The 22,126-nt window shown below is 72.3% G+C and carries 17 protein-coding genes; 14 read left to right on the top strand and 3 right to left on the bottom strand.

All coding sequences use genetic code 11. The annotated features are described in order from the left end of the window. The first annotated feature begins 32 nt into the window (after positions 1-32). The 12 genes from HA039_RS12040 to HA039_RS11985 all read left to right on the top strand — a co-directional run bounded on the left by HA039_RS12040 (position 33) and on the right by HA039_RS11985 (position 16,874). Positions 33-1,289 (top strand): glycosyltransferase, encoded by a 1,257-nt coding sequence (locus HA039_RS12040; protein WP_167027947.1) that lies wholly within the window; start codon positions 33-35, stop codon positions 1,287-1,289. Continuing rightward, positions 1,286-2,947 (top strand): ArnT family glycosyltransferase, encoded by a 1,662-nt coding sequence (locus tag HA039_RS12035; RefSeq protein ID WP_167027944.1) that lies wholly within the window; start codon positions 1,286-1,288, stop codon positions 2,945-2,947. Before HA039_RS12040 ends, HA039_RS12035 begins: the two co-directional genes overlap by 4 nt. Further along, complete coding sequence (locus HA039_RS12030) at positions 2,944-4,182, top strand: glycosyltransferase (RefSeq protein WP_167027941.1); 1,239 nt, start codon at positions 2,944-2,946, stop codon at positions 4,180-4,182. The genes HA039_RS12035 and HA039_RS12030 overlap by 4 nt, the downstream gene beginning before the upstream one ends. Before the next feature lie 89 nt (positions 4,183-4,271). Beyond that, a complete protein-coding gene (locus tag HA039_RS12025; protein WP_243870073.1) occupies positions 4,272-6,680 on the top strand; it encodes a galactose oxidase family protein in 2,409 nt (802 codons plus the stop codon). A 273-nt stretch (positions 6,681-6,953) separates the two neighbouring features. Beyond that, entirely contained in the window at positions 6,954-8,003 is a 1,050-nt protein-coding gene (locus HA039_RS12020; RefSeq protein WP_167027935.1) for a hypothetical protein, read from the top strand. 49 nt (positions 8,004-8,052) lie between these two features. Continuing rightward, the gene (locus HA039_RS12015; RefSeq protein WP_243869370.1) at positions 8,053-8,847 is read left to right on the top strand and encodes a cupin domain-containing protein; all 795 of its coding nucleotides are present in this window, start codon (positions 8,053-8,055) and stop codon (positions 8,845-8,847) included. After that, a complete protein-coding gene (locus HA039_RS12010; protein ID WP_243869367.1) occupies positions 8,844-9,827 on the top strand; it encodes a hypothetical protein in 984 nt (327 codons plus the stop codon). The genes HA039_RS12015 and HA039_RS12010 overlap by 4 nt, the downstream gene beginning before the upstream one ends. Before the next feature lie 111 nt (positions 9,828-9,938). Further along, the gene (locus HA039_RS12005) at positions 9,939-10,466 is read left to right on the top strand and encodes a hypothetical protein (protein WP_167027932.1); all 528 of its coding nucleotides are present in this window, start codon (positions 9,939-9,941) and stop codon (positions 10,464-10,466) included. A 54-nt stretch (positions 10,467-10,520) separates the two neighbouring features. After that, positions 10,521-12,335 carry an asparagine synthetase B family protein gene (locus HA039_RS12000; protein ID WP_243869365.1) on the top strand — a complete coding sequence of 605 codons (1,815 nt, stop codon included), beginning with the start codon at positions 10,521-10,523 and terminating at the stop codon, positions 12,333-12,335. A gap of 11 nt (positions 12,336-12,346) precedes the next feature. Further along, positions 12,347-13,777 carry an aldehyde dehydrogenase family protein gene (locus HA039_RS11995; RefSeq protein WP_167027929.1) on the top strand — a complete coding sequence of 477 codons (1,431 nt, stop codon included), beginning with the start codon at positions 12,347-12,349 and terminating at the stop codon, positions 13,775-13,777. A gap of 182 nt (positions 13,778-13,959) precedes the next feature. Continuing rightward, positions 13,960-14,496 carry a (2Fe-2S)-binding protein gene (locus tag HA039_RS11990; protein WP_208298599.1) on the top strand — a complete coding sequence of 179 codons (537 nt, stop codon included), beginning with the start codon at positions 13,960-13,962 and terminating at the stop codon, positions 14,494-14,496. Then, the gene (locus HA039_RS11985; RefSeq protein ID WP_167027926.1) at positions 14,493-16,874 is read left to right on the top strand and encodes a xanthine dehydrogenase family protein molybdopterin-binding subunit; all 2,382 of its coding nucleotides are present in this window, start codon (positions 14,493-14,495) and stop codon (positions 16,872-16,874) included. The genes HA039_RS11990 and HA039_RS11985 overlap by 4 nt, the downstream gene beginning before the upstream one ends. A 71-nt stretch (positions 16,875-16,945) precedes the next feature. Here HA039_RS11985 and HA039_RS11980 read toward each other — a convergent pair whose 3' ends face one another. Beyond that, the gene (locus HA039_RS11980; RefSeq protein WP_243869363.1) at positions 16,946-17,569 is read right to left on the bottom strand and encodes a TetR/AcrR family transcriptional regulator; all 624 of its coding nucleotides are present in this window, start codon (positions 17,567-17,569) and stop codon (positions 16,946-16,948) included. 45 nt (positions 17,570-17,614) lie between these two features. Beyond that, positions 17,615-18,328 (bottom strand): PAQR family membrane homeostasis protein TrhA, encoded by a 714-nt coding sequence (trhA, locus tag HA039_RS11975; protein WP_167027918.1) that lies wholly within the window; start codon positions 18,326-18,328, stop codon positions 17,615-17,617. A 233-nt stretch (positions 18,329-18,561) separates the two neighbouring features. Here trhA and HA039_RS11970 point away from each other — a divergent pair, with 233 nt between their 5' ends. Continuing rightward, entirely contained in the window at positions 18,562-20,430 is a 1,869-nt protein-coding gene (locus HA039_RS11970; RefSeq protein ID WP_208298598.1) for a phosphoenolpyruvate carboxykinase (GTP), read from the top strand. 134 nt (positions 20,431-20,564) lie between these two features. After that, positions 20,565-21,170 (top strand): hypothetical protein, encoded by a 606-nt coding sequence (locus tag HA039_RS11965; protein ID WP_167027916.1) that lies wholly within the window; start codon positions 20,565-20,567, stop codon positions 21,168-21,170. A gap of 23 nt (positions 21,171-21,193) precedes the next feature. Here the strand turns inward: HA039_RS11965 and HA039_RS11960 are convergent, their stop codons facing one another. Further along, on the bottom strand, positions 21,194-21,940 hold the full coding sequence (locus tag HA039_RS11960; RefSeq protein WP_167027913.1) for a TetR/AcrR family transcriptional regulator: 747 nt from the start codon (positions 21,938-21,940) through the stop codon (positions 21,194-21,196). Positions 21,941-22,126 lie beyond the last annotated feature (186 nt).

Here is a 22,126-nt window from a genome sequence, read left to right as displayed (position 1 = left end):
TGCCGCGGTGTGCCCAGGCCGAGGGGGGCCGTGTGGTCACGTCCGTGTTCATTGCCGCCGTTTCACTTGCACTTTTCTGGATGGCCGCGTTCACGCTGTGGTGGCAGATGCATGCCTGGAGAACGCCGGAGACGCTGGCCTCGACCAGCTTCGACCGGCCCGACGGCGGCCGGGCGGGCTCGTTCTCGCTGCTCCTGCCCGCCCGTCACGAACAGGCCGTGCTGGAGCAGACCATCAAGCGGTTGCTGGAGTCCAGCCACGCCGACTTCGAGATCATCGTCATCGTCGGGCACGACGACCCCGAGACCGCCGAGGTCGCCGAGCGGGCCGCGGCCCGCGACCCCGGGCGCGTCCGGGTCGTCGTCGACACCCACGAGGCGAAGAACAAGCCCAAGGCGCTCAACACCGCGCTGCCGTACTGCACCGGCGAGGTCGTCGGGGTCTTCGACGCCGAGGACCAGGTCCATCCCGAACTGCTGACCCACGTCGACCACGCCTTCCGCACCACCGGCGCCGACGTCGTCCAGGGCGGCGTGCAGCTGATCAACTTCCACTCCAGCTGGTACAGCCTGCGCAACTGCCTGGAGTACTTCTTCTGGTTCCGCAGCAGGCTCCACCTGCACGCCCAGAAGGGCTTCATCCCGCTCGGCGGCAACACCGTCTTCGTACGGACCGACGTCCTGCGCGAGGCCGGCGGCTGGGACCCCAACTGCCTCGCCGAGGACTGTGACTTGGGCGTCCGGCTCTCCAGCGTCGGCAAGAAGGTCGTCGTCGCGTACGACTCGGACATGGTGACCCGCGAGGAGACCCCGGGCTCCCTGATGTCCCTGCTCAAGCAGCGCACCCGGTGGAACCAGGGCTTCCTTCAGGTCTACCGCAAGAAGGACTGGAAGCAACTGCCCACGCGCGGGCAGCGGATGCTCGCCCGCTACACCCTCATGACACCGTTCCTCCAGGCGTTCACCGGCATCATCATCCCGCTCAACGTGGCGATCGCGCTGTTCCTCGACGTCTCCGTCGCCGTCGCCTTCGTCACCTTCCTGCCGCTGGTCACCGCCATGGTCACCTTCGTCTTCGAGGTCGTGGGACTCCACGACTTCGGCAAGCAGTACGGGCTGCGCGTCCGCTTCTGGCACTACCTGAAGCTCGTCGTCGGCGGCCCCTTCTACCAGGTGCTCCTCGCCGGCGCCGCCATCCGGGCCGTCTACCGCGAACAGCGGGGACGCAGTGACTGGGAGCTGACCAGTCATGTCGGCGCGCACCTCATCCGAGAGGACGTCCACGCGTGACCTCCACCCTCCCCGCGGTGACGACCAAGACGGCCGTCCCCGCGCAGCGAAGGCCTGCCCATGACCAGGGCGGCGGCAACAAGGACAAGCGGCACCTCACCGTCCGCCCCGTGGTGCGCTTCCGGAGTTCGCGGTCCGACCTGCTGCTGTGCGGGCTGCTGCTCGTCGCGATCCTGATCGTCCAGGGCTGGAACATCCAGCACTATCCGAGCCTCAGCGACGACGAGGGCACCTACCTCGCCCAGGCCTGGGCCGTCCAGGAAGGCCGCGGGCTCGCCCACTACACGTACTGGTACGACCATCCGCCCCTCGGCTGGATGCAGATCGCGTTCCTGACCTGGCTGCCGTCGCTCATCTCGCCCGAGTCGATGACCGTCGCGCCGATGCGTTTCTCGATGCTGCTCGTCAGCGCCGCCAGCGCCGTCCTGCTGTACGTGCTCGCCCGGCGGCTGTGGCTGCCGCGCTGGGCGGCCGGCCTGGCGATGGTCCTCTTCGGGCTCTCGCCGCTGTCCGTGGTGCTCCAGCGGGAGATCTTCCTCGACAACATCGCCGTGATGTGGATGCTGCTGGCGTTCTGCCTCGCGGCCTCGCCCAACCGGCATCTCTGGCACCACTTCGCGGCCGGCCTCGCCGCCGCCGTCGCGGTGCTCACCAAGGAGACGATGCTCGTCATCCTGCCGGCGCTGCTGCTGACGATGTGGCGGCACAGCCATCGCGACACCCGGAAGTTCGCGCTCACCGGGGCCATCACCGCCTGCGCGCTGATCGGCCTCTCGTACCCCCTCTTCGCCCTGCTCAAGGGGGAGTTGCTGGCGGGCGCCGGGCACGTGTCGCTGTGGGACGGCATCGTCTACCAGATGAGCCGGCCCGGTTCCGGCTTCGTGCTCGACAGCGGCACCGGCTCCAACGGGGTGCTGCGCTCCTGGCTCTACTACGACCGGATCCTGCCGCTCGGCGGCATCGCGGGCGCCGTCCTGCTCATGCTCACCCTGCGCTGGTCCGTCACCGCCCGCGCGCTCGCCGGACCGGCCCTCGCCGTGGTGATCCTCACCCTCGTCGCGCTGCGCCCGTCCGGCTACCTCCCCGCGATGTACGTCATCCAGGGGCTGCCGTTCCTCGCCCTGGTGCTGGCCGGCGGGGCCGCGAGCGTCACCCACGCGATCCTGCGCAAGCGGCGCGGCCCCCAGGAGGGGCGGACGCTCACCGTCGCCCGCTGGACGGCTCTCGGGGTGCTCGCCGCGACCGCGCTCGTGTACGTCGTACCGCGGTGGTACGACGGGAACCACACCGCCATCACCGCCGACGCCAACGCCCCCTACCGGGCCGCCGCCTCATGGATGGCGAAGGAAGTGCCCGACCCGTCCTCGGCCCGGGTCCTCGTCGACGACGCGCTGTGGCTCGACCTCGTCCACGCCGGGTATGAACCAGGCCTGGGCGCCATCTGGTTCTACAAGGCGGACCTCGACCCCGCCGTCACCAAGACGATGCCCGGAGGGTGGCGCGACCTCGACTACGTGGTGGCCTCCCCGACCGTACGGCGCGACGCGCGCGACCTGCCGAACGTGCGGGACGCCCTCAACCATTCGACCGCCGTCGCCGTGTTCGGCGCGGGCGAGGACCGGATCGAGATCCGGCAGATCGTGGGAGGCAAGCGATGAGCATTCTTCCCCCCGTCGGAGCCGGCGAGCTCGGCGATCCGGAGCTCGAAGCGACGGCCGTGGCCGAGCCCGGAGCCGTCACCGTCATCATCCCGACCTTCAACGAGTCAGGGAACGTACGGGAGTTGCTCCGCCAGCTCACCGACGCAGTCCCCGCCCGACTGCCCTGCGAGGTGCTCTTCGTCGACGACTCGACGGACGACACCCCCGAGGTGATCACCGCCGCCGCGCAGGACTGCCCCTTCCCGGTCAACGTCATCCACCGCGAGACCCCGGAAGGCGGCCTCGGCGGGGCCGTCGTCGTCGGCCTCAAGGCCGCCGGGTCCGAGTGGATCGTCGTCATGGACGCCGACCTCCAGCACCCGCCCGCCCTCGTGCCCGACCTGGTCGCGGCGGGCGAACGGGAGTCCGCCGACCTCGTCGTCGCCAGCCGCTACATCGACGGCGGCAGCCGCGCCGGACTGGCGGGCGGCTACCGCATCGCCGTCTCCCGCGCCGCGACCTGGCTCACCAAGGGCGTCTTCCCGGGGCGCCTGCGCGGCATCAGCGACCCGATGAGCGGCTTCTTCGCGATCCGGCGCAGCGCCGTCACCTCCGAGGCGCTGCGGCCGCTGGGCTACAAGATCCTGCTGGAGCTGGCCGTACGGTGCCGGCCCGAGCAGCCCACCGAGGTGCCGTTCGTCTTCCGCGACCGGTTCGCGGGCGAGTCCAAGTCGTCCGCCAAGGAGGGCCTGCGCTTCCTGCGGCACCTGGTGGAGCTGCGGACCGCCTCGCCGGTCGCCCGGATGCTGGCCTTCGGACTGATCGGGCTCACCGGCTTCGTACCGAACCTGCTCGCCCTGTCCGGACTGACCGCGGCCGGGCTGCACTACCTGCCGGCCGAGGTGCTGGCCAACCAGTTCGGCGTGCTGTGGAACTTCGTCCTCATCGAGGTGCTGCTCTTCCGCAGCCGGCGGGTCCACCGGCACTGGGCCGACCGGGTCGGGAGATTCGCGCTGCTCGCCAACGCCGACCTGTTGCTGCGCATCCCGCTGATCGCGCTGTTCGTCTCGCAGTTCTCCATGGGCGTGCTGACGGCCACCGCGTGCGCGCTGCTCGCGACGTTCGTCCTGCGGTTCGCGGGTACGGAGGCGCTGGTCTACCTGCCCAAGCGGGAGCGCCGCCGCGGCGGCGCCGGGCACGCAGTCCCGGAGAGCCGGGTGGCGCTGACCCGTACCGAAAGGATCAGCCGGTGACATCGCTCCTCCGACTCCGCACGAGCCGCGTCCGGCACGGGTTCCGGCACGGTTTCCGTACGCCCCCGCGCCCCCGGCGCCGTACCGCGCTGCTCGCCGTCGCCGCCCTGACCGGCGGGCTGTTCCTCAGCGCCCAGCAGCCCGCGGCGGCCGGGCCCAACCTCATCAAGAACCCCGGCTTCGAGACCGCGGGGACCGGCGGCGACGGGATGCCGTACTGCTGGGAGCGGTCCGGCTGGGGCGACAACGACTTCACCTTCGACACCGTCGCGGACGCCCACACCGGCACCAAGGCACTCAAGGTCGAGCTGACCCGCCGGGTCGACGGCGACCGCAAGGCGCTCATCACGGAGTCGGCGGCCTGCGCCCCGGCCGTGTCGGCGGGCAAGCAGTACGACCTCTCGCTCTGGTACAAGTCCACCACTCCCGACGTGTCGGTCACGCTCTTCCGGCACGACACCACGGCCGGCTGGCAGTACTGGACGGACCTCAAGACCCTGGATCTCAGCGCCACTTACCAGCGCGCCGAGGTCCGTACCCCGGAGATCCCGCCCGGCACCGACCGGATCACCTGGGGTGCCTCCGTGTACGGCACGGGCAGTGTGACCACCGACGACTACGTCATGGAAGAGGTCGCCCTGCCGCCCGTCGGGCCGACCTGCACCGGCACCACCGCGGAGTGCGCCGACGGCCGGTGGGAGATCCTGCCCACCGACAACCCGGTGCGCTCGATGCACTCGGTGGTGCTCAAGAACGGCAAGGTGCTGCTGATCGCGGGCTCGGGCAACAACACCGACAACTTCGAGGCCGGTACGTTCACCTCGGCGGTCTACGACCCCGCGGCCGGCACGTACCGCGTCATCCCCACCCCCGACGACATGTTCTGCTCCGGCCACGTCCAACTCGCCGACGGCCGCGTGCTGGTGATGAGTGGCAACAAGGGCTACCCGTCCGCGGACGGCACGATCGGCTACCAGGGGCTGAAGGACTCGTACCTCTTCGACCCCGACACCGAGACGTACACCAGGACCAACGACCTGAACGACGGCCACTGGTACCCGTCCGCCACGGTCATGGGCAACGGTGACGTCCTGTCGTTCGGCGGGCTGCGCGAGGACTCCAGCGGATCGGTCACCGCCGAACGCTGGTCGGCCGCGCAGAACCAGTGGCTCCCGCTCTGGCAGGTCAACCAGACCTGGTCGTACTGGGGCCTGTACCCGTCGATGATCCTCATGCAGGACGGCCGCCTCTTCTACTCCGGCAGCCACGTCTTCGGCAACGGCACCCCCGGCACCGGCTCGGCCATCTACGACTACGACACCAACACCGTCACCGACATCCCCGGCCTGCGGAACAAGGACGAACGCGACCAGTCGGCCAGCGTGTTGCTGCCGCCCGCGCAGGACCAGCGGGTGCTGACCATCGGCGGCGGCAACATCGACTCCAACCCGGAGGCCAACCGCCTCACCGACCTGATCGACCTCAAGGCGCCCAGCCCGCAGTACGTCGCGGGCCCGCCGCTGCCCCAGGGCACGGTCGACCTCGGCGCGGGGCCGCAGCCGCAGACCGGCGGCCAGGGCAAGATGTACGGCTCCGCCGTGCTGCTGCCCGACGGCAAGGTGCTGGAGACGGGCGGCGCGCTGCACAACCGCGCCAACCCGGTCTACGAGTCGTCCCTGTTCGACCCGGTCACCAACACCTACGACCCGGTCGCACCCGACCCGGAGGCGCGCGGCTACCACTCGTCCGCGTTCCTGCTCCCCGACGGGCGGGTCATGACGACGGGCGACAACCCGGGCAACGGCACCTGGAACCACGCCGTTTCGCTCTACACCCCGCCGTACCTGCTCAAGGGCCCGCGCCCGGAGATCACTTCGCTGATCGACACCGAGTGGCTGTACGGCGACACGCAGCGCATCACGGTCGACCGGCCCATCGCCAAGGCGGAGTTGATCCGCCCGGCCGCGGTGACGCACTCCTCGGACCCCAACCAGCGGTTCGTGGACCTGCCGTTGTCGGTCGACGGGAACAACGTCGACCTGAACGTCACGAGCAACCCGAACCTGGCGCCGCCCGGCTGGTACATGCTCTTCGCCGTCGACGCCAACGGCATCCCGTCCGTCGCCAAGTGGGTGCACCTGGGCGGCCCGCCGGCGCTCGCCGCGAAGGCGGCGGACCCGGCGCACGCCTCCGCGCACGTCCACGACTTCGCGGGTGACCTGGCGAAGCCGGCGAAGAAGCCGCAGAAGAAGCGGACGTCGGCGCCGGTGAGCAAGCAGATCGCGGGCTGCGACCGGCACTACGGCTCGGCCAACGTCTGCGTCCCGACGGTCTTCCCCGACACGGTGAGGGCGACGACGAAGGCGCGCTGCGACTGGCTGGCGGCGAACGAGTACGGCCGGCTGAAGGTCAACGGCAAGGACGACCCGCTGCGGCTCGACCCGGACCGGGACGGGGTGGCCTGCGGCAAGGGAGATGTGAGGAGCGCCAGGTCCTGAGGGTCTGAGGTCCTGAGGGCCCGAGGTCCTGGGGTCCCCGGGCCGGGGACCGACCCGCGCGCTCCGACGTTCCGGGTGTCCGTCACAGCCGCCGCCCCGCGGCTGTGGCGGGCACCCGTCCCCCTGCGTGCCGGGGAACTGTTCATGACGGCTTTCACGGAAGGTCGTACGTCCGACTCTGGCCGCGTCACCGTCCCGGATCTACGATGGGGCGGCGATCGCGGTCGTGATCGGGTACCCGACCGCGAGCGACGGACCGACGGGGGGACCTCGGTGATATGTCCGAACTGCCAGGAGAACGTCCTCTACAAGGAACGCCCCTCCTACACCTGTTCCAAGTGCCGTAGGACGTTCGCCCTGGAGCCGAGGGCCAACTCCCTGCGCCTCCACGACGCCCGCTTCCTGCGCGTGGCCGCGAAGCTCACCGACAACGGCCGCATGAAGATCACCGAGAGCCAGTTCTGGTTCGTGCTGTCCCGCAAGACCCTGAACTCCGTGCGCGGCCCCCGGAGCGGGGTCCCCACGGCGATCGGGTGCCTGGCGTTCGGGCTGCCGGTGGGAGCGGGACTGTGCTTCACGGGCGTGGCCGTCGGCGGCGGCGCGTACTTCCTCGTCGTGCTGGGCGCACTCCTCGTCCTGGCCGCCGTCGGCGGCGCGGTGGGGAACGTACAGGACGGCAGGAAGCGGTACGACACCCTTCCGCTCAGCCCCTTCCGTGAACAGGCCATGGCCCGCTGGAAGTTCGCGTACGGAAGTCTGCCGCCCGGGATCGTGGACGACGCGACCCTGCGCCGCACGCCCCGCCCCGAACGGCCGCGCGCGGCGCTGCTCTGCGCGGACCTGGCCGTCGCGTCCTTCCTGGCCGCGAACGACCTTCCCGCGCGGTACGGAGTCGAGATCTCCACCACCGTCCAGGCGTTGCCGGACGGCGTGCCCGTCGTCGTGCTGCACGACGCGGGAGCCATCGGCAGCGTGCAGGTGCTCGCTGCCCGGGACGCGCTGCCGGGACGGCGGGTGGTCGACGCGGGGCTGCGTCCGCGGGTGGTCATGAAGGCCAAGGGCGCGGTGGTGCCCCACGGGACCGCTCCCTCGGCGGCGGACGTGCGGCGGCTGCGGGCGGCCGGCACGCTGACGGCCGAGGAGCTGACGTGGCTGGCCGACGGCTGGTGGAGCCCGCTGGTGGGGGCGCCTCCGGTCAAGCTCCTGAACGCCGTCTCGACCGTCCTGGAGCGGGTCACCGGGTCGGCCGACGCGAACGACCCGGACCGGCGCAGGGCCGAGACGCTCGGCTTCCTGACCTGGCCGGACGCGGGTACGGCATGACCGGGGCGCGACGTGAGCCTCGTACCGATCCAGACGAGAGGGGACGCTGATGTCCCGCATGGACGTCGGCCCCGGCGGGCAGGGGCAGGGTGACGCACGGGCACCGCGCGGCGGGGTGCGGGGTGCGCTGCGCGACATGGAGCAGCTCTCCCGGAGCCTCCCCTTCGGCGTGGAGGTGTTCCGCCTCGGCGCCGACGGCCGCGTGCTGTTCGCCGACCGGGAGGGGGCGCGCGAGCTGGGCCCGCGCGAGGAGTTCCTCCCGTTCATCGACGACGGGCAGTTCGCCCACTACCTGGTGGGCGACGCGGAGACCTCGCCCGAGCGCCCGTCGAACGCCACGTTCAAGCTGGGCGTGGTCGGCCCGCGCAGCGCGTTCACCCCGCACGCGCACGGCGGCGAGCACGTCGTGCTCAGCCTCGGCCACGCGTCGTGCGGTCTCTACGACGCCGCGCGCGGCCAGGTCACCGAGATCCGGCTCGTCCCCGGAGCGATGATCCGGATCCCCGAGATGATGCCCCACTCGTTCGCCAACCGGGGCGGGCGGCCGCTGAACATCCTCGCCGCCAACACCGGCTTCGGCATCGACCACGAGGACTACGCGATCACCGCCGCCGAGGCGGAGCGCCGCGCCACCGAGGACGTGGTGCGCGAGCCGCGCCGGGCGGTGGGCACGGTCAGCCGCGTCGCGACGGACTTCGGGCTGCTCGCCGCCGCCCTGCGGGACATCGAGCGGGTCCAGCGGGTGGAGGGCGTGGGCACCACCACCGTGCGCGAGCGCCTGGCGGCCGGCCTGCGGCGGGCGGCGTCCGCGCTGGAGGGGCCCCTCGGGCGGGGGACCCGGTGACGCGGGGGACGACCGGCGCCGAAGGGGTACGGGCAGGGCGGCGCGTACGGGGCGCGAAGGGCGCCGGGGGTGTGCGCGGCGTACGCGGGCGACTCCTCGACCGGGCGCTCGACGCGGCCGTCGCGCGCGCGGGCGCGCCCGGGCGGATCCTGTTCACCGAGCGCCAGCTCTACTACGAGCTGTGCCGGGTGATGCGCCCCGTGGGCCGGTTGCCGCGCGTGCTCCGCTTCACGCCGGCCCCGCCCGTACCGTACGGACGCTTCGAGGAAGCCCTGTCCCGGCGGCGCGGCGAGATACGGGGGCTGCTGGGGCCGGATCCGGCCTCGGGGACGGGCGCGTGGGGCGCGGGGGCGTGGGATACGGGGACGGGGGACGGCGGCGGGACGGCGGACGGCCTCCCGGTGGGCGACTCCTTCGCGCCCGGCGCGTCCGGCGAGCCCGATCTGTACGACTACGGGCTGCCCCGGCTGCTCGTCTGCCAGAGCCGTTCCGTGGCCCGCATGCTGCTCGCCAACGATCTGCATCTGGAGGCCGCCTGCCCCGTGCTCGCCGCCGACGACCTGCCGCTGGACCCCCGGCTGCTGGCCGGACTCGCGCGGGTGGAGGGGGCCACGGTGCACGTCCTGCACGACGCGAGCGTCGCCGGGCTCGCGCTGACCGCGCGCCTGCGGGACGGCCATCCGGGGGTACGGGTCGCCTCGCTCGGCCTCGTCCCGCGGCACGCGATCGCGATGCGGCTGACCGCGGCGCGCGGCCCGGCGTGGGTGCCCTGCGAGGCCAGGCTCCCGGCCGGCCTGGACCGGCGCGAGCGGGAGTGGCTGGCGCGGGGGCGTTCGGCCGAGGTCGAGGCCGTGCACCCGGCGCGGCTGCTGCGTACGGTCCAGCGCCTGGTGCGGGGGCCGCGGACGCCCGTCCACTCGGTGTGGACGGGCCTGCGGGAGCTGCGGGCGGCGGGGTTCATGACCTGGCCGGACAACTGACCGGCCGGACCACTGACCGGCCGGACCACTGACCGGCCGGGGGCGACCGTCCACGGCAGCGACCGACCCCTTCGGCAGGAAACCGATCCGGCGAACCGAGGACCAGAGACGATGAACCGGCCACGCGAAATCCCTTACAGCGACGACCTGCTCGCCGACGGCACCGTCCACCGCGTCTACGAGGACGCCGACGGCGACCCCCGGGGCGGCCGCGAGGAGTGGCGGCGGCGCGAGGGCGGGAAGGTGCGCTGGCGTGACAACCGGGGCGCCTCGGGCACCGACGAACTCCTCGGCGACCGCGTCATCAAACGCGTCCACGAGGACGGGCGCGTGACGTACGGCCGGGACATCGGCTACGGCCGTACGGTCTGGGGCCAGGGCGAGACGGTCATGGTCAACCGGACGTCGTTCGGGGGCCGCGCGGGTGTCGTCCTCGGCGGACTCGGCCTCGCCGCCCTCGCGATCACGGCCGCCCACTACCCGCCGGAGAGCCTCACCCCCGAAGAGGAGGAGGAACTGCGACAGCGGCAGGAGGCGGCGGGGAGTTCGTCCGGCGGGGACTCGGGCGGCGGGTACGCCGACACGGGCGACTGGGACTCCGACGACGACGGCGGCTGGAACGACGACGACTTCGGGTGAGCCGCCCGGCCCCGAACGCGCTTGGTGGCAGGGCGGGTTCGCGGAGTCGGCGGGGTGCGCGGACGTACGGAACGACGAGCGGGAGAGGTGACCATGGCGCGGTTCTGCGCCTGCCTGGCGGCGGAGCCCGGACGGGCCCGGGACCAACTGGCCTCGATGGGGCTCCCGGTGCGCGACGGGGCGCCCGCGCTGGCGCTGATCGAGGACGAACCCGGCTACGCCACCGGGCCGTTCGGCGCGTACGGGCGTACCGCCGTCGGCGAGGTCCCGCTCCACAACCGGCCCGTGCTGTTCGCCGCCCTGGCCGCGGCCGGTTCGCCCGCCCCGCCCGACTGCCCGGACGGGGAGCTGCTGCTGCGCTGTTGGGTACGGCTCGGCACGGCCGGGATCCTCGCGGCGGAGGGCATGTTCGCGCTGGCCGTGCGGGAGGACGACCACCTCGTCCTGATCCGCGACCAGATGGGCGCCCGGACGCTGTTCTACGCCCGCGCCGGGGACTGCTGGGCCGCCTCCACCTCGCTGCGGGCGCTGCGCCGCTGGCCCGCGCTCGGCACCGGGCTCGACCTGGCCGCCGTCCGCTCCTTCCTGACCTTCGCCTACCTCCCCGGCGAGGAGACCCTGCTGCGCGGGGTGCGGGAGGTGCTGCCCGGCCGCTGTCTGCGCCTCGCGGCCGACGGCTCGGTGAAGGAGGAGCACTACTGGGAGCCGGCGGAGCGGCTCGCCGCCGACGCCCGTGACGGCGAGGGGCGTTCGGGGGAGTCCTACGCCCTGCGGCTGCGCGAGCTGCTGGAGGAGGCGACCGCGATGCGGCTGCCCGGGGCCGAGGCGGTGGGGGTCCTGCTCTCCGGCGGTGTGGACAGCTCGCTGGTGACCGCGCTCGCGGCCAAGCTGCACTCCCACCCCGTGCACACGTACTCCATCAGCTTCGGCGCCGAACTCCCCAACGAGCTGGGGTACTCGGGCCTCGTCGCCGCGCACTGCGGGACCCGGCACCGCGTGCTCTCGGTCTCGGGGGACGCGGTCGCCGCGCGTCTCGCGGAGGTGGCCGCGCTGCTCGACAGCCCGGTGGGCGATCCGCTGACCGTGCCGAACCTGATGCTCGCCGAGGCCGTCGCGGGGGACGGGCTCGGGGTCGTCCTCAACGGGGAGGGCGGGGACCCGGTGTTCGGCGGCCCGAAGAACCTGCCGATGCTGGTGAACGAGATGCACCGTCGCCAACTGCCGGGCGGCGAGGCCGAGGACGCGCGTGAGACCGCGTACCTGCGTTCGTACCGCAAGTGCTTCACCGACCTCCCCGACCTGCTGACCCCCGGTGTCCTGGACGCCCTCGCCACCGCCCCCGCGCCGCAGCGCTTCGTCACGCCCTACCTGCGGCCCGCGCCCAGGGACGGCCGGATGGACCACCTGCTCAACCAGCTCCTCCACTGCAACCTGCGGACCAAGGGCGCCCACCACATCCTCACCAAGGTCGAGCGGCTCACCTCGTCGCAGTCCGTCCAGGGCCGCTCCCCGCTCTTCGACCGCCGCGTGGTGGACCACGCCTTCGCCACACCGCCCCGGTGGAAGCTGAACGGGGCGGTGGAGAAGTGGGTGCTCAAGGAGGCCGTACGGGACCTGCTGCCGGACACGGTCGTGGACCGGCCGAAGAGCGGCATGCGGGTCCCGGTCCAGCAGTGGCTGGGCGGGCCGCTGCGGGAGCTGGCCGGCGACCTGCTGCTCGGCCGGGAGGCGCGGGCGCGGGGGCTGTTCCGGCAGGACACCGTCCGCGCGTGGATGCGGGGCGAGGGGGCGCTGCTGCCCCGGCAGGGCGGCAAGCTCTGGCTCGTCCTCACCCTCGAACTGTGGCTGCGGGCGTACGACATCAGCTGACGGAGGACACGATGGATGCCACTCACGGCGCGGGCGACGCGCACACCGGCCTCGCCGACACCGACTTCGCCGACCCGGTCCCGCTGCTCGATCCCCGCACCGGGCGGGTACGGGGCAGCTCCGCCGCCGCGCGCCAGCCGCGCGTCACCGCCGTCGTCGCGGCGGGCCGCCTCGCCCACGCGGGCTGGCGCGCCCTGACCCCGCGGGAGCGTTCGCGGCGCCTCGACCGGCTCGCGGGCCTCATCGAGGAGCACGCGGAGCGGTACGCCGCCGCCGAACGGGCCGGTACGGGCAAGCCGTTCCACGAGGCCGCCGCCGAGGTCGGGAACGCCGCCGACCTCTTCCGCTTCTACGCTTGGGCGGCGCGCACCCAGTCGTCCCCGGCGGCGGGCGGCCTCGTCGCGGGCCATGAGAGCTGGGTCCGCTGGGAGCCCCTGGGGGTCGCGGCGGTGGTCGTGCCCTGGAACTACCCGCTGATGATGGCCGCCTGGCGCTGCGCCCCCGCCGTCGCCGCAGGGAACGCGGTGGTCGTCAAGCCCGCCGAGACGACACCCGACTCGGTGCTGCTCCTCGCCGAGCACGCGCGCGAGGCGCTCGGCGACGGCGTCGTGCAGACGCTGCCGGGCGACCGGGACACCGGGCGGCTGCTGGTGGCGGCGGACGTCGACCTGATCGCCTTCACGGGCAGCGCGGTCGCCGGGGCGGAGGTCGCGGCGCGGGCCGGGACCCGGCGCGTCAGCCTCGAACTGGGCGGCAACAGCCCGGTGGTGGTCCTCCCCGACGCCCCGGAGGACACCTGGCGGGCGCTGGCCGAGGCGACGACGTACAACGCGGGGCAGAGCTGCGCCGTACCGGCCAGGGTGATCACCCTGCGCGAGAACCACGCGTCGGTGGTCGCCCTGCTGGCCGCGGCGATGCGCGAGCGGGAGGCGGGGCGGGACTTCGGCCCGCTCAACAACGCGGACCAGGCGGCGCGTTACGACCGGATCGTGGCCCGCTCGGGGGCGAAGGTGTCGGCGGCCGGCGCACTCTCCCCGGGGGAGGGGGAGGAAGGCGGCCACTGGCGGGCGGCGCGGGTGCTCTCCGAGCTGCCGGACGACGATCCGGCCGTGGTGGAGGAGGTGTTCGGCCCGCTGCTGACCGTACAGGCGGCGGAGAGCCTGGACGAGGCCGTCGACCTGGCGAACGGGGTGCCGCAGGCGCTGGCCGCGAGCGTGTGGACGCGGGACCTCTCGGCGGGCCTCGGCCTGGCCGCCCGGCTGAACGCGGGGGAGGCCTGGATCAACTGCCACCTCGTCCAGACGGCGGAGCTTCCGCACGGCGGCCGGGGCGCCTCGGGCCACGGCACGGATCTGAGCACCCTGGCGCTGCACGAGTACCAGCGGCCCAAGACGATTACCGCGCGGGTGCGCGCATTCGGCACGGAAAGCCCCAGCAATTGAAGATCTGACGGAATGTGTGAAGAAAGCGCGGCGAGGGGAACTTTCCTTCTTCCGGCGGATTCCGGCGAACTCCATTGAATCGATTGGCCGGAACCCCGCTGGACAGCCCCGTCATGCCCGGATGAGGATGAGGACAGTCGGGTAAAGAAGCAGCAAAGAGCAGGGAAAGCGGAGGAATTGACGTGCCCTTACGCAATGTCCGGCTCAACGGCACGGAATCCTCGGCCGATTACGCATCGGTGGGATCGGGCGATTCCGAGGCGTCGGAACAACTCCTCTACTGGCTGCGCGAGCAGCACGACCAGTACGGCCCCAAGTACGCCTGCGGTGTGTCGCAGTGCGGGGCGTGCACGGTCCTGGTCGACGGGGCCGCGGTCCGTTCCTGCACGCGGCAGATGCACACGGTGCCCGAGGGCGCCGAGGTCCGCACGCTGGACGGCCTGGCCGGCGACCGGCCGCACCCGCTCCAGCGGGCGGTGGTGTCCCTCCAGGCCGGGCAGTGCGGATTCTGCCTCGCCGGGATCGTCATGGGGGTGCTCGCCTGGCTGGAGGAACGTATCGCCGCCGGGGACCGCAAGGTGCCGTCCGACGACGAGATCAAGGCGTTCCTGTCCGGGACGGACGGGAGAGAGGGCGCCGAGAACTACATCTGCCGGTGCGGGGCACATCAGCGGATCGTCGCCGCGATCCGCGACGCCGCGAAGGAGATGGTCCGGTGACCGACACCGTGCGCACATTGAGCCGGCGCGGCTTTCTCTCGGGTACGGGCGCGCTGGTGGTCGCCTTCTCCTTCCAGCCCTCCGCGCGGGAATCCGCCGCGGCGGCCGCCCCCGGGGAAAAGGGGCTCGTCCGGGTCCGCGCCGAGGGAAGCGCACCGGCGGCGCGCGAATCGTGGCTCGTGCTGACGGCCGACCGGATCACGGTGTACAGCGGAAAGGTCGAACTGGGCACCGGCATCCGTACGGCCCTGACCCAGATGGTGGTCGAGGAACTGCGGCTCGACGTGGCCGACGTGGCGTACGTGCAGGGCGACACACTGCTGAGCGTGAGCCAGGAGGGCACGACCGGCTCGAAGAGCCTCCAGGAAGGCGGCATCGAACTGCGGCAGGCGGCGGCCACCGCCTACCGGGAGTTGCTGCGGCGGGCCGCGGCGCATCTCGACGTGCCCGCCGACCGGTTGACCGCGGAGAACGGGTCGTTCCGGGTGCGCTCGGGCCGCGAGGCGGGGAGCGCCGACCGGGAGGCGGGAAGCACGGGCCAGGACGTCAGGAGCGTGTCGTACCGCCGGCTCCTGGAATCCGGTGTCGACGTCGTTCCGCTCGACGCCACCGCGCCCCTCGTCCCGACCGGCGACTACCGCGTGGTCGGCAGGTCGGTCCGCCGGGTCGAACTCCCGGGCAAGCTGGACGGACGCTTCCGCTACCTCTCGGACCTGCGCCTTCCCGGGATGCTGTACGGACGCGTCGTCAGGCCGCCGGGCCGTAACGCGACCGACCCCGTCGTGGGGCAGCTCGCCCGCGCGCAGGCCGTCCCCGGGTTCGTCGCCGTGGTGCGCGAAGGCCGCTTCGTCGGCGTCGTCGCCGAGTCGGAGTGGGCGGCGGCCCGCGCGGCGGCCCCCGCGACCGGGATCACCGTCGCGTGGACGCCGGGACCCCCGCTCATCCCGCAGGCCGAGCTGGCCACCGCCCTGCGCGACCCGGCCAACCACTACCGGACCGTGCTCGAACAGGACGGCGGGGTGGACCCGGTCTTCGACGCGGCGGACACCGTCCTGACCGCCGAGTACTTCACGCCGTTCCACATGCACGGGGCGATGGGCGCGTCGAGCGCGGTCGCCGACGTACGGGAGAGTCCTGACCCGGAGACCGGGATCCAGGTGACGGTGTGGGCGAGTTCGCAGAACGTGACCAATCTCCGCGGCTCGCTCGCCCACCTGCTGGGCATCGGGCCGGAGCGGGTGCGGATCCTCTTCGAGGAGGCCTCCGGCTGCTACGGCCACAACGGGGCCGACGACGCCGCCGCGGACGCCGTCCTGCTGTCCCGGGCGGCGCGCCGCCCCGTACAGGTCCAGTGGACACGCCAGAACGAACACGCCTGGGAGCCCCTCGGCGGCGCCCAGGCCCACGACATGCGAGGGGCCCTGGGGCCCGACGGCATCACGGCCTGGTCCCACCGCTTCTACGCCGTCCCGGCGAGCAGCCGCCCCCAGCAGGGCAACTCCGGGACCTTGCTGGCCGGGGCGCTCACCGGCCGGCTGCCCGCCGCGCTGCCGCAGTCCTCGGTCAACAACTCGGGCCGCAACGCGCCCGTGACGTACGGCTTCCCCCAGCGGGTGGAGGCCCGGTTGGTGAAGCCGTTCGAGACCACCGGCACCCCGGCGGGCGTGCCGGCCGGCCCGCTCGTCTACCGCCTGCCGCGCACCTCGTCGCTCCGCTCGCTGGGCGGCTTCTCCAACAACTTCGCCAACGAGTCGTTCTTCGACGAGATGGCGCACGCGGGCGGCCACGACCCGCTGGAGCTGAGGATCGCGTCCCTGCCCGACCCGCGGGCCGTCGCCGTGTGCCGCGCGCTGCGGAGCCTGTGGCGCGACCGGCCGCGCGGCACGGCGGGCGTGGGGGCGGGCGTGGCCTTCCAGCAGTACGAGGTCCATGACGCGTACGCCGCCGCCTACGCGGAGGTGGAGGTGGACCTCGGGACGGGGCGGGTGCGGGTGCGGCGGGTGGTCGTGGCCCATGACTGCGGGCTGATCGTCAACCCGGACGGGCTGCGGAACCAGATCGAGGGCAACGTGATGCAGGGGGTGAGCCGGACGCTGAAGGAGGAGGTCCGCTACACCGCCGACCGCGTCACGTCGGTGGTGTGGGAGTCCAACTCCTTCAACCCGACGCCGCAGTACGAGGTGTTGCGCTTCGACGAGATTCCCGTGGTCGAGACGATTCTGATCAACCGCCCGGACAAGCCGCCGCTCGGCGGCGGCGAGCCCACCATCGGGACGATCCCGGGCGCGCTCGCGAACGCGGTGTTCGCCGCCACGGGGAAACGTATCCGCTCCCTGCCGCTGAGCCCGGAGCGGGTGAAGGCGGCGCTGGGGGAGTGAGGACGGGGTGGGTGGGGGCGCACGCCTGATCCGGTCCGGGACCAACCTGGCCCGGACCGGACACGTACGCCTCACACCCGCAGCCGACTCTCCAGCGTGTCGAACGCCCGGTCGACCAGACCGAGCAGGTCGTCCCGGCAGTCACGCTCGCCCCAGTACAGGTTCACCTCGGCCAGCGCGCCCAGCACCGCCACCGTGAGGACGCGCAGCTCCAGGTCCCCGGGCTCCCGCCCGGTCCGCTCGGCGAGGACGTCCGCGAGCAGCCCGCCCGTCACCGCCCGGCTCTCGGCCGTCCGGGCGCGGATCGCGGGGACCTCCACCATCAGCCGGGCGCGCCGGACCAGCGCGTCGGGCCGTTCGGCGAGGAGGGTGCGGAGGGCGTCGGTCGTGACGTACCGCAGCGAGTCCAGGGGCGCCTCCCCCGCGGGCCGCGCCCGCAGCGCGGCCGCCAGGACCGTCCCGTACCCGTGGGAGAGGACGATGTCCTCCTTGGCCGGGAAGTAGCGGGAGACCGTGGAGGGGGAGACCTCCGCCGCCTCCGCGATCTGCTCGACGGTGGTCGCCTCGTACCCCTGCTCGGCGATGAGCCGGTACGTGGCCCGGCGGATCGCGCTCCTGGTCCTGAGCTTCTTGCGCTCGCGGAGGCCGGGGCGCGGCGGGTGGTCGTGGAGCGGGTCAGGTGCGGAGGCGGCCATGATCCCCATTGTCCGGCACCGCGATGGTGGAGTACGCGGTGCCGGTCAGGAGTACTCGTACGCCACCAGCGCGATCCCGATGAAGTGCACGATGAAGGCCGCCAGGGTGAGGGAGTGGAACACCTCGTGGAAGCCGAACCAGCGCGGTGACGGGTTGGGGCGCTTGAGGCCGTAGATGACCCCGCCCGCGCTGTAGAGGACTCCGCCGACGATCACCAGGACGAGGACGGCGATGCCGCCGGCGCGCATGAAGTCGGGCAGGAAGAAGACGGCCGCCCAGCCGAGCGCGATGTAGCAGGGGGTGTACAGCCAGCGCGGGGCGCCGACCCAGAACACCCGGAAGGCTATGCCGGCCAGCGCGGCGATCCAGACCGCCCAGAGCAGCACGCGGCCCGACGCGTCGGGCAGGAGCAGCATGGTCAGCGGGGTGTAGGTGCCCGCGATGATCAGGAAGATGTTGGCGTGGTCGAGCCGGCGCAGGACGGCCTCGCCGCGCGGCCCCCACGTACCCCGGTGGTATATGGCGCTGACGCCGAAGAGGAGACAGGCCGTCAGGACGTACACCCCGCAGGCGACCCGGGCCCGCACCGAGTCGGTCAGGACGATCAGGGTCACTCCCGCGACCAGGACGGCCGGGAACATGCCCGCGTGCAGCCAGCCGCGCAGCTTGGGCTTGACCGGGCTCGGCAGCTGGATCTCGACCGGTCCCCCTTCGGGTTGCGGCGGGTTCGCGAAGGAGTCGGGCGCGGCGGGAGTCATACGGTCATGCTACCTACGCCACCGTAGGTTACGTTTCGGTACAAAACGGTCGTGCGGGCGGTGGCGGGCCCTGGCGCAGTGGTCATGCTCACATGTGAGGCCCTATGGACAGATGGGCGCTATCGTCGGATGATCAAATGAGTGCGGTCGGCACCGGATGAGCGGGCTACGAAGGCGTCCGGGTCGAGGCCCCCACGGGGCAGACAACTCAAATCCCTCCTTTAGGAGCAATCGTGGCGCGCGACATCGCGGCTCCCTCCACCTTCCCGACAACGGCACCGAGCACGTCAGCCCCCGGCACCCCCGCCTCCCCCTCCCCCCACCGCGAGCTGAACCGCTGGGTGCGGGAGATCGCCGCCCTCACCGAGCCCGACCGGGTGGTCTGGTGCGACGGTTCCGAGGCCGAGTACGAGCGCCTGTGCGGCGAGCTCGTCGCGGCGGGCACCTTCACCGAACTCGACGCCGTCAAGCGGCCGAACTCGTACTACGCCGCCTCGGACCCGTCCGACGTGGCGCGCGTCGAGGACCGTACGTTCATCTGCTCCGAGAAGGAGGAGGACGCGGGCCCGACCAACCACTGGAAGGCCCCCGCCGAGATGCGCGACCTCTTCGCCGGCGAGGAGGGCATCTTCCGCGGCGCGATGCGCGGCAGGACGATGTACGTCGTCCCCTTCTGCATGGGCCCGATCGGGTCGCCGCTCTCCGCCATGGGCGTCGAGATCACGGACTCCGCGTACGTCGCCGTCTCCATGCGCACGATGACCCGCATGGGCGGTGCCGTCCTCCAGGAGCTGGGCGAGGACGGCGACTTCGTCAAGGCCGTCCACACGCTGGGCGCGCCGCTCGCCCCCGGCGAGGCGGACGTGCCGTGGCCGTGCAACACCACCAAGTACATCTCGCACTTCCCCGAGGACCGCGAGATCTGGTCGTACGGCTCCGGCTACGGCGGCAACGCCCTGCTGGGCAAGAAGTGTTACGCGCTGCGCATCGCCTCCGTCATGGCACGCGACGAGGGTTGGCTCGCGGAGCACATGCTCATCCTCAAACTCACCCCGCCCCGGGGGGAGTCGAAGTACGTGGCGGCGGCGTTCCCGTCCGCGTGCGGCAAGACGAACCTCGCCATGCTGGAGCCGACCGTCCCCGGCTGGACGGTGGAGACCATCGGCGACGACATCGCGTGGATGCGGTTCGGCGAGGACGGCAGGCTGTACGCGATCAACCCGGAGGCCGGCTTCTTCGGCGTCGCGCCGGGGACGGGCGAGCACACCAACGCCAACGCGATGAAGACGCTGTGGGGCAACTCGGTCTTCACGAACGTGGCGCTCACGGACGACGGTGACGTCTGGTGGGAGGGCATGACCGAGGAGGCGCCCGCGCACCTCACGGACTGGAAGGGCAACGACTGGACGCCGGAGTCGGGCACCCCGGCCGCCCACCCCAACGCCCGCTTCACCGTCCCGGCGGGCCAGTGCCCGATCATCGCGCCCGAGTGGGAGGACCCCCGGGGCGTACCGATCTCGGCGATCCTGTTCGGCGGGCGCCGCGCCTCCGCCGTACCCCTGGTGACGGAGTCCTTCGACTGGCGGCACGGCGTCTTCCTGGGCGCGAACGTGGCCTCCGAGAAGACGGCGGCGGCCGAGGGCAAGGTCGGCGAACTGCGCCGCGACCCGTTCGCGATGCTGCCGTTCTGCGGCTACAACATGGGTGACTACATGGCCCATTGGCTGGAGGTGGCCGAGGACAAGGACCCGGAGCTGCTGCCGAAGATCTACTACGTGAACTGGTTCCGCAAGGACGACGACGGTCACTTCGTGTGGCCGGGCTTCGGGGAGAACAGCCGGGTCCTGAAGTGGATCGTGGAGCGCCTGGAGGGCACGGCGGAGGGCGTGGAAACCCCCATCGGCATCCTCCCGACGCGCGCGTCCCTGGACACGGAGGGCCTCGAACTCTCCTCCTCCCAGCTTGACTTCCTCCTCTCGGTCGACAAGGAGGTCTGGCGCGACGAGGCGTCCCTGATCCCCGCCCACCTCAACACCTTCGGCGACCACACCCCGAAGGCCCTGTGGGACGAGTACGACGCCCTGATCAACCGCCTCACCTGACGCCGCCGAAACCCCCGCCCGGCCCGCGTGATCCGACGGCCGGCGGGGGCTTTCCCATGTCCGGGGGATGATCCACCGGTGACCGCTTCGATCTGTACATCTCGGCGATCGAGCTGCTGGCCAGGGCTGTCGGCGTGGATCGCTTCGCCCTGCGGCACGTCTTCCTGAACGCGCCCGAGCCGTCGTGGCTCGGGGAGATGCACGACGGGCGGGTGGTCGACCTGGCGGCGGGCTTGCGGCTGCTCCGGGGAGGACCTGCGGCACGGCACGAGCCCGGCCCTGCTGGAGAGCGGGGACGGGCCGCGGTGGGCGGCGCGCCGACGCTTGTCCTGGAACGGTGGGCGCACGGGGCCTATGGGCACCGGTGGTATCTCGTGGAGGACGGCGGCCTCTTGCCCGTGGCCGGCTCGGTGAGGCGGCAGTCCTTGGTCACCGCCTTCCTCGGCGTGGAGACGCGCTGGGCGGCGCGGAGTGCGCTACCGCGGGCCGTGGAATCGACGAGTGCTGACGACGATCAGCGTGTTGTGGTCTTCGTGCGGTCGGGCGGCGTGGCGCTCCGCACGGTGGTGTGTGGGGAGGGGATTCCCTTGCCGGGCGAGGACGAGTTGCCTCCGGGCGACGAATTCGGGGTCTTCGGCTGGCCCGAGGAAGGCGATGCCGGTGTCGCGTTCCTTCAGGGTGTGGTGCCGGGGGCGGATGGTGAACTGGTTGCCCGGTGGTCGGATCCGTGGGTTCGGTGAACGCCCTTGTGGCGTGGTGATGTTCAGGGCGGCGGGATGCGGTGGTGGAGGTCCGTGAGGAGGTTCTCCATCGCCATGCGGAAGATCTCGGCCTGGTGGTCGCCGAGGAACGACGTGTGGCCGAACACCTCCAGGACGACCAGGCCGTGCAGGTGGCCCCAGGCGCTCATCAGGAGTGCGGTCGCGGGTGGGGGGAGAGGTCCCTCGCCGAAGTGCGGGAGCTGGGCGAGGTAGGTGTGCAGGGACGGCGAGAGCGTGGCGGTGTCGATCGCCGCGAGTTGCGCCTCGGTGAAGCCGTCGAACATCTCGCGTTCGAAGATGGCGCTCATGCGCCGCGTGGCCTGGGTGGTGGGGCCTTCGGCGGGGGCCGCGTAGTCCCGTAGCGGGGTGCCGTACAGGAGCTGGAAGCGTTCGGGGTGGGCGATGGCCCAGCGGCGGTAGCCCTCGGCGGCCGTCACCAGGCGCGGTACTGGGGAGTGGGGCGGCGCCGTGTCGACCGCGGCCTGTACGGCGGCGGCGAGGTCGTCGTACCCCTTGGTGACGAGCGCGGTGACGAGTGCGTCCCGGCTCGGGAAGTAGTGGTAGAGCGCCTGGACGGTCATGCCGAGGCCGCGGGCCACGGCCCTCAACGACAGCGCCGCGGGCCCGTGTTCGGTGATGTGGCCTTCCGCCGCGTCCAGGATCTCCTGCGTGGCCGCGGCCCGGCGGCGTTCGCGGAGGGAGGGCGGGGCGGCGGGCGGGGAGGCCGGGGGGTGTTCCTCTGCGGGCATGGGACGACCGTACGACGCCGGCGCCCGGCAGCGTCAGGGTGTGAGGAAAATCTAACACTGCCAAATCTGCTGAGCCGTGGCTAACGTCGTTCACGGCGACAACGAGGAACGCGACACCGCGCCCCTCTTCCACGCCGGCCCCCCTGCACGCCAACTCGGGCTGTCGCGCGCCGTTTTCACCGTACA

Source organism: Streptomyces liangshanensis, from assembly GCF_011694815.1.
Lineage (GTDB): Bacteria > Actinomycetota > Actinomycetes > Streptomycetales > Streptomycetaceae > Streptomyces > Streptomyces liangshanensis.
This window is presented reverse-complemented; position numbering and strand designations above follow the sequence as displayed.